This is a genomic window from Saccharospirillum salsuginis (genome assembly GCF_014651855.1).
Lineage (GTDB): Bacteria > Pseudomonadota > Gammaproteobacteria > Pseudomonadales > Natronospirillaceae > Saccharospirillum > Saccharospirillum salsuginis.
Genome location: NZ_BMXR01000015.1, coordinates 36,452 through 50,651, shown reverse-complemented (window position 1 = coordinate 50,651; position 14,200 = coordinate 36,452). Strand labels below are relative to the sequence as shown.

Sequence of the window (14,200 nt, the reverse complement as noted above, 5' to 3'; positions counted from 1 at the left end):
GCACCGGCTGGGCGGGGTGCTTATGCGGGGTCGCCGTAAATACGCCGACGCGTCGGACCGCCCTGTAGGCTTGACCGCAGCATCCCTGCTGCGCACATCCCCACACAAGCACCCCACCCATCCGGCGCTAACCGACAATGCCACCGCACATGAGGGTGGTTAAAAACCGTAGGGTGGGCACCGCCCACCATGGAAGGAAAACGGCGCATGGGGTTATCCATTGACACCGAAGGAAGGTGCCGGTCGTCACAACCGGTGGATGAATCGAACAGCCCGGTGGGCGGTGCCCACCCTACAAGGCTGGTGAGGGAGTAGGTTGGATTAGCCGATAGGCGTAATCCAACATCCGGCACGGGTTTCCGGCAACCAAACCAAACGCAACGCATTAAAACAAAGACAAGAAAGGTAACGATGATGGCTACTGGTTTTAGAGACATCAAACTGGGCACGGCGACCGCCGAACTGGAGCAGCGCTCCGACGGTACGCAAATCTTGAGAAGCCGGGAACCTCTGCCCGAGTACCCCGACACCTTGATGGAACGTCTCGATCATTGGGCCGCCGCGACACCGAATCAACGCTTTGTCGCACAGCGTGATGCAGCCGGTGAATGGCGGAGTTTCACCTATGCGGAAACGCTGCAACGGGTTCGCGCCTTGGGCCAGGCACTGCTGGATCGCGAACTCAGCCCCGACCGTCCTCTGGTGATCCTGTCCGGCAACAGCATCGAACATCTGATGCTGGCGTTGGCCGCGATGTACGTCGGTGTTCCCTATGCGCCGGTTTCGCCGGCGTACTGTCTGATCAGTCAGGACTATGGCAAGGCCAGGTATATCTGTGAATTGCTGACGCCGGGGTTGTTCCTGGTCGATAAGGCGGCGGATTTCGCCGATGCGTTGCAGGCCATCAACACCGACCACGCGGACGTTATCGCGATCGATCCGTCCGGTCACGAAGACTCGGTGAAACGTTTTGACGACCTCCTCGACACAGCGGTCACCAGCGCCGTGGATGAAGCCCATCGCTCGGTAACACCGGACACCATCGCCAAGTTTCTGTTTACTTCTGGGTCCACCGGCATGCCGAAAGGCGTGATCAACACCAATCGCATGCTGTGTTCGAACCAGGCGATGCTGCAGGGGCTGATGACGTTCCTGCGCGATACGCCGCCGGTGGTGCTGGATTGGTTGCCGTGGAACCACACCTTCGGTGGCAATCACAATGTCGGCATCGTGCTGTACAACGGCGGTACTTTGTACATCGACGACGGCAAGCCGGTGCCGGGTCAGTTCGAGCGGTCCATCGCTAACCTGCGGGAAATATCGCCGACGCTGTATTTCAATGTGCCCAAGGGCTTCGAATTTCTCGCCGAATATCTGGAACAGGACGACGACTTGCGGGAAACCTTTTTCCGCGACCTGAACCTGATGTTCTTCGCCGGCGCCGGTCTGTCGCAACACCTCTGGGACAAGCTGGATGCATTGGCGATCAAGACGATCGGCAGCAAGATCGGCATGCTCACCGGCCTCGGCGCGACCGAGACGGCGCCGTCGGCGATGTTCGCCTCGTTGGAGGAATCCCAGTCCGGTGTCATCGGATTACCGGCGCTCGGCGTGGAGATCAAGCTGGTGCCCAATGGTGGCAAGCTGGAGTGCCGGGTGCGCGGTCCGAACGTGATGCCGGGGTACTGGCGTCAACCCGATGTCACCGCCAGGAGTTTCGATGAGGAAGGCTTTTATTGCCTGGGCGATGCGGTGAAGTGGATCGACCCGGACAACATCCAACGCGGGATGCGTTTCGACGGCCGCATTTCGGAAGACTTCAAGCTCGACACCGGGACCTGGGTCAGCGTCGGGCCCCTGCGGGCCTCCATCATTCACGCCGGTGCCCCCTATGTACAGGATGTCGTGATCGCGGGGATCGACCGGTCCTATGTCTCGGTCATGGTGTTTCCCGATCGCGAGCAATGCCGGCGGCTCAGCGGCTTGCCGGCCGGGGCCGATTCCGCTGCCGTGCTCGACAGTGAACCGGTACGACGGGCGTTCAGGGACCTGCTGAAAACCCTGGAGGCGCAAAGTACCGGCAGCTCCAACCGCGTCAAGCGCCTGGTGGTGCTGGACGAGCCGCCGAAAATGGATGCGCATGAAATCACCGACAAGGGGTCGATCAATCAACGGGCCGTGCTGGATAACCGCGCCGATGTCGTGACCGATCTGTACGCCGAGCCACCGTCCGAGCGAGTCATTCGTCTGGATGCCTGAACCGGTTTTAACGAGGAACTTTCAATGTTGGTAAACCGTTGTACCCGAACGATCGAGTGGGGCGATTGCGACCCGGCCGGTATTGTGTTTTATCCGCGCTATTTCGCGTATTTCGACGACTGCACCGGTCGTCTGTTCGCCAAAGCCGGCTTCCCCAAATTCGAGATGCACCAACAATTCGACATGATCGGCTTTCCCATGGTCGACACCCGCTCGAAGTTTTACATCCCGTCGCGCTACGGCGAAGAGGTGATGATCGAATCCACGATCACCGAATTCCGTCGCAGCAGTTTCGACGTTCATCATCGCTTGCTGAAAGGCGACGACCTGGCGGTGGAAGGCTTCGAAACCCGGGTTTGGGTCGGAGACGATCCGGACAATCCGGGCGGCATCAAGTCGAAGCCGATTCCCGATGCCGTGATTCGCGCATTCCAGCAATAGCGCGAGACCGATGTGCGGCGGCCGGGCGTGTCGGCACGGGGGCGGTTTTCTGATCGACTATCCGAGCGTATGACAGACGCATCCTCGCGTCATCCGTTCGGCTGGATGCTTTCGATAAGTGGCGGAATCCGGTTTTAGCGACTATCTATTCTCAATGGGTGCCGTATGGCACGACCGCTGAAACCGGACACAGTCGTAATGCCAACCCGTTATATCCTGATCGGTTTGGCAGCCGCCATCGCCCTGACGTTGTCCGTCGTGGAATACCAGGCGGAGTTGAGGGGGATTCGGCAGGCCGCCGAGCAAGCCGTCCAGGTTCGAGCGAACCTGATCAACCGGTACATCATTCTGATGCGCCAAAACGTCTACGCGCTGGACAGCACCATTGAGGACCGGTATCTCGAAGCCCGGCGTACCGGTTCCCTGGCACGGGAATTGGAGTCCATCCGACCCTTTGTAGACTACGATGTCTGGGGCGTGTCGGGGGCTGCGGGCGAGGGCGGCATCGAGTCGTTGAGCGGCACCCTGACCGGCACCTCGGTGTTGGCGCGGCGACCACCGGAACTGGACTATGAGTTGACGGCCGTCTTCTCCGCCGAGAGCCAGTTTCGCACCCTGCTGGAACACGTCCCCGAGGTGATCTGGGTCTACTACACCTCCCTCAGCGAGTTCATCTACATCGCGCCCGACCCCGCCGTGGCGGACTTTCGCTTCTCCGATGTGCTCTACACCAAGGAATTCTGGTCCCAGGCCGAACCTTCGGTGAATCCCGAGGGTCGGCAGATCATCAGCGACTTGTACGACGATGCCTATGGTCAGGGGTTGATGATCTCATTGTCGTCTCCGGTCGTGGTCGATGGCCGGTTTCTCGGCATCGCCTCGCTGGATCTGGGGCTGGGATTGTTGCGCGGGGCGACCGGTTTCGGCGAGGCGCTGGGCGAGTCCATCCTGATTGATGAGAATAACCGCATTGTCGCCCGCCGGGCCGATTTCGAGCTGGGAGAGACCTACGACGTCGACCATCGGGAGGACGCCTGGATCATCGATGCCGACGGAACCCGTTGGCGGTCCGCCATCGTAGCGCGGGATGAACTGCGACTGTTACACCGGTTACCCCGTTCCACCCTGTACTGGAACGGCGTCAGGGAGAGTCTGCTGGTGTGGGCGGTGTTGTTCGCGATGCTGGTGCTGGTGGCGTTCAGCGTTCGGCTGCGAGAAGCGCTGGCCAAGGTGACCACCCTGATGAACCGCGACGACCTGACCGGGCTGCTGAACCGGCGGGGAATCCAGGAAGCTTATCGACCGCTACGGGAACTGGCGCTGCGCGAAGGGCGGGATTCGGCCCTGCTGTTGCTGGACATCGACCATTTCAAACACATCAATGATAGCCACGGCCATGAGGTGGGTGACCAGGTGTTGTCCACCATCGCCGACCGTTTGCAGGCTCATGTCCGCGAATACGATCTGGTGTGTCGTTGGGGCGGCGAGGAGATTCTGGTCTTCCTGGCGAACGGCGATGCCGAGGTCTATCGGGCGATCGCCGAACGCCTGCGACAGGCTGTCGATGCCCGGCCGATGTCGTCGGCAAACGTGCAGGTGTCCGTCAGCGGCGGTCTGACTTTATTTGCTTCCGACGAGTCCCTGGTCAAAAACCTGCAGCGGGCGGACCGTCTGCTCTATCAGGCCAAGGACAGCGGACGAAACCGCATCGTCTCGGACCTGCCGGATGTGTGAACGTTAAGTGGCCGGTGTTTAGGGAGGTTACCGGCGACCTCCGCGCGCTTGTTGTCCGTCCCGTCCCACCGTTTCGAACCCACCGCTTCTTGTGATGCTTGTCACAGATTTATTATTGCGTATTGACGTGCAATCAGCCCGGCTGAACATCGATTTATGTTAGGGCAGGTCAGGGTTAAATGTCGTGAATGGAGATTATTCACGATGAAAAGCGCTTTTAATATGATAAATTGCCGTACATGAGGTCCGCATCACACAATTTCGAGGCGGAGAGCCCCGCAAGGGGGCATCAGAGCAGGACGGAATACCAGAATACGCGGCCGAGAATGCGCAGCTCGGTCAGGGCGTCGCCGGTGTAGCGTTCCTCGGGGTGTTCGGCGTCGTTGTAGGCTTTCAGCCGCAGGCCGCCGGGAATGCGGTATGCCACCCGGATCTTCATCAGCCCGCCGTGGTCGATGGCGTAGAGGTTGCCGTCGGTGACTTTGGTGGTGCTGGTGTCGACACCGACCAGGGCGCCATCGGGCAAATAGGGTGCCATGGCGTTGCCGCTGATGTGGGCGGCCGCAGCGTATTCCTTTGGTACACCGGCGCGGCGCAGTGCCGCCTTGGCGAAGCGCAGCATGGGGCCATTGCCGTCGAGCGTCACGGTCTGGTCGGCCGGCTTGTCGGTATCGGTTTCGACCAAATAGGGAATGGCGATGAGCGCATCGGCGCTGCTGCTGTAGCTGTCGTCGGTCTCGCCGGCCACGGCGTGTTCGTCGACTTCGGCTCTTTGCTCCCGCACCTGACCGGTCACCGGCCCCTGGTCGAAGGCCAGCCAGGACGCGTTCACGCCCAGAGCGAGTGCGATTTTTTCCATATCCCGGTAGCTGGGTTCGGTGCGGTTGTGTTCGTAGCTGCTGATGCGGGTTTGCATTTCCTTCCAGCCGCAGCGGGAAGCCAGTTCCGCCTGGGAGAGCTTGGCCTTTTTACGGGTCTCTCGGATTCGGGTGCCAACGTTGGTCATAGTCCCTGCCTTGATTCCTTGGGCTGATTAAAAGGCTAATGACATCACAATGCGTAATTTTTGCAAAATATAAATCTGTCATGTTAAAAAGGTGGTCGAAATGTAATTGCACGAGGGAATGCAATGCTTAGGCTCAAGTACTATCGGGTGAGCGCCGGGCTGACTCAGGGCGAGTTGGGAAAACGATGCGGGTTCAAGTCGGCGCAATCGCGTGTCGCGCTCTACGAGAGTGGCGAGCGCCTGCCGCCGCTGCCGGTGGCCCGACGCATCGTGAAGGTGCTGAACGACGCGGGCGCGCCCTGCACGCTGGACGAGGTGTTTCCGCCGGAAACCACGGTGAAACGGCGTACACCGGCCTGAACCCGGGAGTTGACGCGTCGGACCCGGTCGAAGAGACTGGCCGCTTGACCGTTCACAGGGACTTCATCGGTGATATCCACGTTTTTAATCATCCTCTTTATCGGTTTCCTGTTTCTGTTCAGTCGCGTCAATGCGCTGCAGAAACAGGTGGATAGTCTGGCGAAACAGCTGGCCGCCCGCTCCCGTGCGCATGATTCGGACGCGGAAAACACGGCCGAGCAGGCGAGCGCCACGGCACCCGAACCGCCGGCCATTGAACGTCCGGAAGACGGCGCAGCCCGGGAGCACCGACATCCCGCCGGTTACGAAGCGCTGCAACCGGAATATTCGAATGCCGACCAAACGGCGCACCAGGCGTCCGCTTCAACCGCCACGCCCGCATCGGCCGACGAGACGCCGGCCGTTCCGGACGATCCCTGGTCTTCGGCACCGACCCGGGACGAGAACAGCGAACCGGATGTGTTCGACAAGCTGGTCGCGGCCGTTAAAGGCTATTTCACCGAGGGCAATCTGATCGTCCGGGTCGGCATCGTGGTGCTGTTCTTCGGCGTGGCCTTCCTGCTGCAATACGCCAATGAACAGGGCGTGTTGCCGGTGCGCCTGAAACTGTTCGGTGTCGGCGCCCTGGGGGCGGCCCTGGTCGGGCTCGGTTGGTGGCTGAGGCTGAAACGACCGCTGTACGCGCTGATCATGCAGGGCGGTGGTCTCGGCATCCTCTACATGACGGTTTTCGCTGCGTTGCGACTGTTCCAGATGCTCTCGCCCACGGCCACCTTTGCCCTGCTGGTGGTCATGGTCGTCGCCTCGGCCGCGCTGGCGGTGCTGCAAAACGCGCCCGCCCTGGCGATTATGGCGGTGACGGGCGGGTTTCTCGCGCCGATCCTGGCCTCGACCGGGGAGGGCAGTCACATCGCCCTGTTCGGTTATTACGCGGTGTTGAATCTGGGCATTTTCATCATGGCCTGGTTCAAGGCCTGGCGGGTGCTGAATCTGGTCGGTTTCGCCTTTACCTTCGTGATCGGCACCCTCTGGGGCGTGCTGCAGTATGTGCCCGAGCAGTTCGCCAGTACCGAGAGTTTCCTGGTGCTGTTTTTCCTGTTCTATGTCGGCATCGCCCTCCTGTTCGCGCTGCGCCAGCCGCCGCGCCTGAAAGGCTATGTCGACGGCACTCTGGTGTTCGGGGTGCCTCTGGTGGCCTTCGGGCTGCAGGCGTGCCTGGTGGTCGATTTCGAATACGGTCTGGCGTGGTCGTCGCTGGCTCTGGGGGCGTTCTATGGCGCCTTGACCGTGCTGTGCCGTCGCTGGGGCGGTGGCTCATTGCGTGTATTGAGCGAAGCCTTCCTGGCGCTGGGCGTGGTGTTCGCCTCCCTGACCGTGCCGTTCGCGCTGGACGGCGAATGGATCGCCACCGCCTGGGCGCTGGAAGGCGCCGCCCTGGTCTGGATCGGGGTGCGCCAGCAGCGCCGCCTGGGTGTGGCCTTTGCCATCCTGCTGCAGCTGGGGGCCGGGCTAGCCTTTCTGGAAGCCTGGGGTATGAGATTCGGCGATTGGGCGGTACTCAACGCCACCTTCATCAGTGCCCTACTGGTCGCCCTGGCCGGCGGGTTCAGCAGCTACTACCTGCATCGACACGACTGGGAAGCCGAAACCTGGGGACGAATGACCCGTCGGTTGATGCTGGTCTGGGCGCTGGTCTGGTGGCTTGGCAACGGCTTGATGGAAATCGAGGCTTATGTGCCGACCCGGTTCGAATGGTTGACGACTCTGGTGTTCCTGGCCGCCAGTGCGGGCGTGTTGGGTTGGCTGGAAGGTCGCTTGCGCTGGTCCAGCCTGAGACTGACAGTGGTGGGCCAGGCGGGCGCCCTGCTGTTGGTTGCGATGGGCGCCCTGACGATGGCCGACCATCCCTTCGAAGACGCGAACCTGCCGGGTTGGGCGGTTTTCTACGGTGTCTACCTGGCCTTGCTGAAGCAGCGGGATAACCGTAAGCACGATGACCTGGAGACGGTGCTGCCCGCACTCCATGCGCTCGGTGTCTGGGTTCTGGTTCTGTTACTGACCCAGGAGGCCCAATGGTGGGTAGCCCATTGGACCGAACCCATGTCGGCCTGGACGCTGGTCGCCCTGATCGTGCCGACCCTGGCGGCGATGGGATGGGTGCAACTCGCCTCGACTTGGCCCATTCGCAGCCGCCCGTTGCTGTATCGGGTACAGATACCCGCACCGATGGCCGGGTTGTCGGTGCTCTGGTTCCTGGGTGTGAGCGCCGAGCCCAGCCTGGCGCTGGGCGGATACCTACCGCTGCTGAACCCGCTCGATGCCGTTCAGGCGGGTGTGCTGGCGATGCTGTGGCTCTGGTGCCGCGGTTTGTCCGAAGAGGAACACCTCGGCATCACCGCCAACCGCTACCGCGCGGCCCTCTCGGCTCTGGCCTTTATCGGCCTGAACGCGGCGGTGCTGCGCTGCCTGCACCACTGGACCGGTATGGCCTTTGAACCGGAGGCCATACTCGCTTCGGCCCGGGCCCAGGCAACGCTCTCCATCGTCTGGACTCTAGTCGGTCTCGGTGTCATGGTCGTCGCCACCCGGCGTGGCTGGCGTGTGGTCTGGCTGGTCGCCGCCACTCTGCTCGGCGTCGTGGTCGCCAAGCTGTTCCTGTTCGACATGCGCGACAGCAACACCCTGGCGGCCATCGTGTCGTTCATCGCTGTAGGGCTGCTGTTACTGCTGATCGGCTATCTGTCGCCGATCCCGCCTCGTCCTGCGAGTCAACGCCCTGCGAGCTAGGGCCCCGGGGTGTTGATGCTTTTTTAGCCAGGAGGATGGTATATGACCGCGCCTTACGGTAAGCTCCACGTCCTCGCCGGACCCATGCCCGTATCGATCAGGGCGCCCGTCGTATTTCATCCCTCCATTATGAGTACCGATTGTTTATGAGTTTTGCCTCCCTGGGGCTGTCCTCCGAATTGTTAAAAGCCGTGGCCGAGCAAGGCTACGACACACCATCCCCCATTCAGGCCCAGGCTATCCCCGCCGTACTGTCCGGCCGGGATGTCATGGCCGCCGCCCAGACCGGCACCGGTAAGACCGCCGGTTTCACCCTGCCGCTGCTGCAACGCCTGAGTGCCGGCGAGCGCGCCCGCCCCAACCAGGCCCGCGCCTTGATCCTGACCCCGACCCGTGAACTGGCCGCCCAGGTGGCCGAAAGTGTCGAGACCTATGGCAAGCACCTGCCGTTGAAGTCGGCCGTGGTCTTCGGCGGTGTGAAGATCAACCCGCAGATGATGAAGCTGCGCAAGGGCGCCGATGTTCTGGTGGCCACGCCGGGCCGCCTGCTGGACCTGTATAACCAGCGCGCCATCGGCTTCAAGCAACTGGAAGTGCTGATTCTGGACGAAGCCGACCGCATGCTCGACATGGGCTTCATCCACGACATCAAGAAAATACTCGCGTTGTTGCCGAAAAACCGTCAGAACCTGATGTTCTCGGCGACCTTTTCCAATGACATCCGAGGCCTGGCCAAGGGGCTGGTGAACGATCCGGTGGAAGTTTCGGTGTCACCGCGCAACACCACGGCCAAGTCGGTGTCGCAGTGGGTCTATCCGGTCGACAAGAAGCGTAAACCGGCCTTGCTGACTCAACTGATTCAGGAAGGCGACTGGCGCCAGGCACTGGTGTTCACCCGCACCAAACACGGTGCCAACCGCTTGAGCGACCATCTGGAAAAGAACGGCATCCGCTCCGCCGCCATTCACGGCAACAAGAGCCAGGGCGCGCGCACCAAGGCGCTCAACGGGTTCAAGGACGGCTCTGTCCATATCCTGGTGGCGACCGACATCGCCGCACGCGGACTTGACATCGACCAGTTGCCCCAGGTGGTCAATTTCGACCTGCCCAATGTGGCCGAGGACTATGTCCACCGCATCGGCCGGACCGGTCGGGCCGGCGCCAGCGGCCAGGCGTTTTCCCTGGTCAGTGCGGATGAAACCAAGCTGCTGTCCGGCATCGAGAAGCTGACGCGTCAATCGATTCCGCGTCGCACAGTGGAAGGGTTCGAGCCGGATCCGAACGCGCCTCAGACCAGCCCTGAAACCAGTGGTCGACCGTCGGCGAAGAAAAAGCCTAACGGACGTCGGCCTTCCGGTAATGCCGGTAAGGCCAAGCCGCGTTCGGAAGGTCGATCGAATGGCGGCTCGTCGAACGGCGATTCCCGTCGTCCGGCCCGCCGGCGCCAACGGGCTGCTGCCCGGGCGTAACCCAGGACCTTGCTTTGATGGTGTAGGGCGGAAGAGCCGTAAGGCGTTATCCGCCGTATCAGCCAAAGCTAGAAGCCTTCCGCAGGTTACCGGGTGGGCTCCGCCCACTTGGCAGATGTCGTCTTAGGCTCTTCTGCCCTACGGTTCGGGTATCGGTACAGCCCCTGCCCGTCGTTCAGCGACGGGCAGGTTCCGCCTTTCCTTTACGGCGCTACCCGAATCCAGGCATCTTCCCAATTGCTCCCGTACCCCGGCTCGTAATGCGGTGAGGCGTCGGAATAGACCCGGCACCAGCCTTCGTACGGGAACGGCTTGCACTCGTACACGGCGCCGTCCCGGGCCAGTACTCGGGTGCCTCCCTCATAGCTCTCCAGGCCTTTCGGATACACAAAGTCGTATTCCTGATCCGCATTCGGGTCGACCAGGTTCAGCGTCCGCGTTTGCTGGGCGGTTCCTCCGTTTTCGTTTTCAGCGACCACCACCAGGCTGTAGGTGCCGGGCTGTGCGTTCTCGACGGTCAAGCCGAGATCCAGGCTGGTGTTCAGCGTGCCCTGGGTGCCGGTGATCCGGTTGTTGTCCGCATCGAACAGTTCGGCCGTAATTGTCAGGGTTTGCCGGCTGGTCAGGTTGAAATCGACCTCGGCCCGGCCATCCACGATCTCGTAGCGATCCATAACGCCATTCAGGGAGAAGTCCACCGGCTCCGGTTCATCGGTGACGATTTCAGTCTCGACCCGGGTGATCGCGCTGCCCGCTTCCACGAAGACATCGTTACGGCCCGGGGCCGGTGTGATGGTGCCGTTGTTCAGCACACCGGCGCGCAGTTGCGTACTGTCGGCATTGATGGTTTCCGCCAGTTTTTGCGGCCAGACCTGGCTGTCGCCGTTGGCTGGGGTATCCACCGTCCAGGCGATGGCCAGCTCCGGCATTTCGCCGACATCGTCGAATACCCGGGCGCGGACGACATCGCCCGGGTTCAGGTCGGTGGAGGGGTGAATGTCGCCGACATCGGTCCAGCTCGGCCCGGTGTTGTCGCCGTCGATCACGATATCGACTACCTGGTAAAACGAATTGACGGTATCGCCCACGTCCCAGACCCCGAGCAGGACATGGTAGCCACTGCGGTTTTCCGGCAGATAGCATTCGTGGGTGAGATCCACCGGCGGACGTTCATTGTTCCCGTCGACCACACAGAACGGATCCAGATCGAAACTGGCGCGTTCCAATGGCTGGTTCGGGTTCCAGCCGGGTTTGGTCAGAAAGTAGCGGAAGTCCCGTGAGCTGTGGTTGGCGGTGAAATGCCAGCTGATGTCGATGGATCCGGTCTGGACCGTGGTTTTGGTCCATCGGGTCGCGGTCTGGGTGTTCAGTTCGGAAAAGTGGGACACCCCGGCGCTGGCAATCTCGCCGTCGGCCGGTCCGGTTTCCGGAAAGCGATCCGGCCCTTCCACGCTTTGCGGTTCCCATTGAATGGCGCCGCACCCGGTGTTGGCACCCAGGGCGCATTGTTGTGAGCGGGAGGCGGGTTGGCTGATGTAGCCGTGCGCCAGGGCGGTTTGGCTAAGCAATGTCGAGGCGGCCAGGCAACCGAAGGCCAGCGTCGTTTGCAGAGTCTGTTTCATGATCGAACCTGTTTTGTTTTAGGAATGGGGGATGATCATTAGGACAACGAACTCTAATGGCAGGGTGAACCTATCAGGTCGCGAGGCGAGGGCCGTGGTGAAAACGTCGGTTTTGTGGGCGGGTTCAAAAAAACAAACTGCTTTAAAATCAATAGGTTATGTTGGATGGGACCATTGAGGCGGGAGATGGTCTGAAGGTATGGAGCCAATTCGGGTCGCGCAGGGGCCTGCGCTCCTGCAGGGTGGAGGCACCGCCCTGCGCGACCCATCAACCTATGACCGGGCGTCTGTGCTTGCTCGTTCGCGCGCTCGCTCGAACAGATCCACACCCAACTGACCGAACAAGTGCACGAAATCGATCAGCACCCAGTTTTCGATCAACTGCCCGTCTTCGACCCGCCACCAGTCCATGACGCGCATGGTGATGGCCCGGTTTGTGGCCGGTACGCCCAGATAGTCGCCTCCGTGGGTGGCGTCGATGGAAGGCCAGCCGCTGGAGCAGGCGTAAGGACCGTCGCCAAAGCGGGCGTAGTGCTGCCCGCCGACCCGATCCGGAAAGGCGGTCAGGAAGGGAATGCGGTGGTCTTTCTGGAAACCGTCGTAGCTCAGGTTGGAACCGATGCCGCCAGGACCATACCAGAGCATGTCGCGATGCCAGTAGCCGCCCTCGCCGGACTGACCGGCGCTGTCGAAGGTATCGGGGTCGAACGCCTTCAAGTCTCCCAGCATGGCCTCGACCAACAGAACGGTGGCGTTATCCTGCGCGCCGGGCCCGTCGGTCAACCGAATGCCGTCGTGGCTGGCGGGTCCGGGGAACAGCATTTCGGTGCCGAGTTCCATCGGTAAGGGCATGCAACCCAATTGTCGCATCAGGTCCACCCAGTCGACGATGATGCGGGCTTCCGCGATCTTGCCGTCCACCAGTCGGTAGAACTCGCCGTATCTCAAGAACACGAGATGGTGATGCGGTTGCAGCCCGAACAGCGGGGCTTGCAGATTACCCACGAAGTGTCCGAAGCCGGATACCCAGGTCTCGCCGGGGTGAACCCGCGAGTCGCCGGAGATAAACAGCTCGGGCCGACGGTGCAGGTGACCGAACGCCGATCGTAACGGCTGAAACAGCCGCTCCAGACTGGCCTGCGCACCCGCGCAATGTCCCACCGGGTCGGACCAGTACCAGTCGGCGTCGGGGTGGCTGATCTCGGCCATGGCCTCGTTCAGGTCGTCATCCCCAGTAGTGAGCAGGCGGTTCAGCCCCTGGATGAGCGGGGTCAGATCGGTCATTGTCGATATCCTCAATGTGCGTTCACAAATTTAGGTTTGCATACGTAGTCATTTTATGCAAACTTAAATGCGTACGTATTCATTGGCGATGACTCAAGGCGACTTCCCGCCAGATCAGCGCGCCGAACGACAACAACAACAAGTTCAAGAACAATCGGATCGAGAGGACATACCGCATGGCGAGTATCAGGCTCAACGGCATCACCAAACGCTGGGGTAAAGTGACCGGCGTCAGCCACTTCGACCTGGAAGTGGCCGATCAGGAATTCATCGTCTTCCTCGGTCCGTCCGGCTGCGGTAAAACCACCACCATGCGCATGATCGCGGGCCTCGAAGACCCCTCCGACGGAGATATTCTGATCGGCGACACCCGCGTCAATAACCTGGACCCCAAGGATCGCGATGTGGCCATGGTGTTTCAGAGCTATGGCCTTTATCCCAATCTGACCGTCTATGAGAACATCCGGTTTCCACTCAAGGTACGCAAGGTGGACCCGACCACTCACGACGACCGGGTCCGCAAGGCCGCCGACATGGTTGAACTCGATAACCTGTTGCATCGTTTTCCCCGCGAGTTGTCCGGCGGTCAGCGTCAACGTGTCGCGCTGGCGCGGGCCATTGTCCGTGAGCCCAACGTCTTTTTAATGGACGAGCCCTTGTCCAACCTGGACGCCAAATTGCGTGTCTCCACCCGGGCCAAGATCAAGCATCTGCAGCACACCCTGAAAACCACCACCATCTATGTGACGCACGATCAGATCGAGGCTATGACTTTAGCTGACCGCGTGGTGGTCATGAACAAAGGCAAACTGCAGCAACTGGGCACGCCGAAGCAGATTTACGATACGCCCGCCAATACCTTTGTCGCCTCTTTCATCGGTTCTCCGGCCATGAATCTGTTGTCGGGCCGCATCGAACAGGGCCACTTTGTGGCCGGCGACGCGCGCATACCGGCGGGCGACATTCAGAACGAAGGGGACATCACCCTGGGATTCCGGGCCGAGGACGTCGAGGTCACCCTCGACAACGACGCCACCCTGGTCGCCCCGGTCTACAGCGTCGAATTGTTGGGAGATGCCACCCTGGTCACGTTGAACATCGACGGGACTCTGGTGGCGGCGAAAGCCTCCAAGGACTTTGAAGTCGAAATGGATCAGCAGGTGGGTTTCCGGTTGGCGCCGGAAAGTTGCCACTGGTTCGATGCACACACCGGCCATCGGATCGATGGCTGAACCATC

10 protein-coding genes are annotated in these 14,200 nt (G+C 61.2%); 7 read left to right on the top strand and 3 right to left on the bottom strand.

Translation table 11 applies throughout. The annotated features are described in order from the left end of the window. Positions 1-411: 411 nt before the first annotated feature. From IE111_RS21935 to IE111_RS21925, 3 genes are all read left to right on the top strand, one after another. Positions 412-2,259 (top strand): feruloyl-CoA synthase, encoded by a 1,848-nt coding sequence (locus IE111_RS21935; RefSeq protein ID WP_189612919.1) that lies wholly within the window; start codon positions 412-414, stop codon positions 2,257-2,259. 24 nt (positions 2,260-2,283) lie between these two features. After that, the gene (locus tag IE111_RS21930) at positions 2,284-2,700 is read left to right on the top strand and encodes an acyl-CoA thioesterase (RefSeq protein ID WP_189612916.1); all 417 of its coding nucleotides are present in this window, start codon (positions 2,284-2,286) and stop codon (positions 2,698-2,700) included. Positions 2,701-2,898: 198 nt separating this feature from the next. Next, positions 2,899-4,434 (top strand): sensor domain-containing diguanylate cyclase, encoded by a 1,536-nt coding sequence (locus IE111_RS21925; RefSeq protein WP_189612914.1) that lies wholly within the window; start codon positions 2,899-2,901, stop codon positions 4,432-4,434. Positions 4,435-4,723: 289 nt separating this feature from the next. Here IE111_RS21925 and IE111_RS21920 read toward each other — a convergent pair whose 3' ends face one another. Continuing rightward, on the bottom strand, positions 4,724-5,440 hold the full coding sequence (locus tag IE111_RS21920) for a helix-turn-helix domain-containing protein (RefSeq protein ID WP_189612912.1): 717 nt from the start codon (positions 5,438-5,440) through the stop codon (positions 4,724-4,726). Positions 5,441-5,563: 123 nt separating this feature from the next. On the opposite strand from IE111_RS21920, the gene IE111_RS21915 reads away from it, so the two are divergent. From IE111_RS21915 to IE111_RS21905, 3 genes are all read left to right on the top strand, one after another. Then, positions 5,564-5,800 carry a helix-turn-helix transcriptional regulator gene (locus IE111_RS21915; protein WP_189612910.1) on the top strand — a complete coding sequence of 79 codons (237 nt, stop codon included), beginning with the start codon at positions 5,564-5,566 and terminating at the stop codon, positions 5,798-5,800. A 69-nt stretch (positions 5,801-5,869) separates the two neighbouring features. Then, positions 5,870-8,587: a DUF2339 domain-containing protein gene (locus IE111_RS21910; RefSeq protein ID WP_189612909.1), complete on the top strand. Its 2,718-nt coding sequence runs from the start codon at positions 5,870-5,872 to the stop codon at positions 8,585-8,587. Positions 8,588-8,733: 146 nt separating this feature from the next. Continuing rightward, entirely contained in the window at positions 8,734-10,056 is a 1,323-nt protein-coding gene (locus IE111_RS21905; protein ID WP_189612907.1) for a DEAD/DEAH box helicase, read from the top strand. Positions 10,057-10,259: 203 nt separating this feature from the next. Here the strand turns inward: IE111_RS21905 and gbpA are convergent, their stop codons facing one another. Both gbpA and IE111_RS21895 read right to left on the bottom strand, forming a co-directional pair. Further along, positions 10,260-11,678, bottom strand: coding sequence for an N-acetylglucosamine-binding protein GbpA (gene gbpA, locus IE111_RS21900; protein ID WP_189612905.1), 1,419 nt, complete (start codon positions 11,676-11,678; stop codon positions 10,260-10,262). 273 nt (positions 11,679-11,951) lie between these two features. Continuing rightward, entirely contained in the window at positions 11,952-12,962 is a 1,011-nt protein-coding gene (locus IE111_RS21895; protein WP_189612903.1) for an ester cyclase, read from the bottom strand. Positions 12,963-13,138: 176 nt separating this feature from the next. On the opposite strand from IE111_RS21895, the gene IE111_RS21890 reads away from it, so the two are divergent. Further along, positions 13,139-14,194, top strand: a complete 1,056-nt coding sequence (locus IE111_RS21890; protein ID WP_189612900.1) for an ABC transporter ATP-binding protein — start codon at positions 13,139-13,141, stop codon at positions 14,192-14,194. The last annotated feature ends 6 nt before the right edge of the window (positions 14,195-14,200 follow it).

Excerpts from the sequence above, each read along its gene's own strand:
- IE111_RS21890 (WP_189612900.1), top strand. The coding sequence starts at position 13,139 with ATGGCGAGTATCAGGCTCAACGGCATCACCAAACGCTGGGGTAAAGTG.
- gbpA (WP_189612905.1), bottom strand. The coding sequence starts at position 11,678 with ATGAAACAGACTCTGCAAACGACGCTGGCCTTCGGTTGCCTGGCCGCC.
- IE111_RS21895 (WP_189612903.1), bottom strand. The coding sequence starts at position 12,962 with ATGACCGATCTGACCCCGCTCATCCAGGGGCTGAACCGCCTGCTCACT.
- IE111_RS21915 (WP_189612910.1), top strand. The coding sequence starts at position 5,564 with ATGCTTAGGCTCAAGTACTATCGGGTGAGCGCCGGGCTGACTCAGGGC.
- IE111_RS21930 (WP_189612916.1), top strand. The coding sequence starts at position 2,284 with ATGTTGGTAAACCGTTGTACCCGAACGATCGAGTGGGGCGATTGCGAC.
- IE111_RS21935 (WP_189612919.1), top strand. The coding sequence starts at position 412 with ATGATGGCTACTGGTTTTAGAGACATCAAACTGGGCACGGCGACCGCC.
- IE111_RS21925 (WP_189612914.1), top strand. The coding sequence starts at position 2,899 with ATGCCAACCCGTTATATCCTGATCGGTTTGGCAGCCGCCATCGCCCTG.
- IE111_RS21905 (WP_189612907.1), top strand. The coding sequence starts at position 8,734 with ATGAGTTTTGCCTCCCTGGGGCTGTCCTCCGAATTGTTAAAAGCCGTG.
- IE111_RS21920 (WP_189612912.1), bottom strand. The coding sequence starts at position 5,440 with ATGACCAACGTTGGCACCCGAATCCGAGAGACCCGTAAAAAGGCCAAG.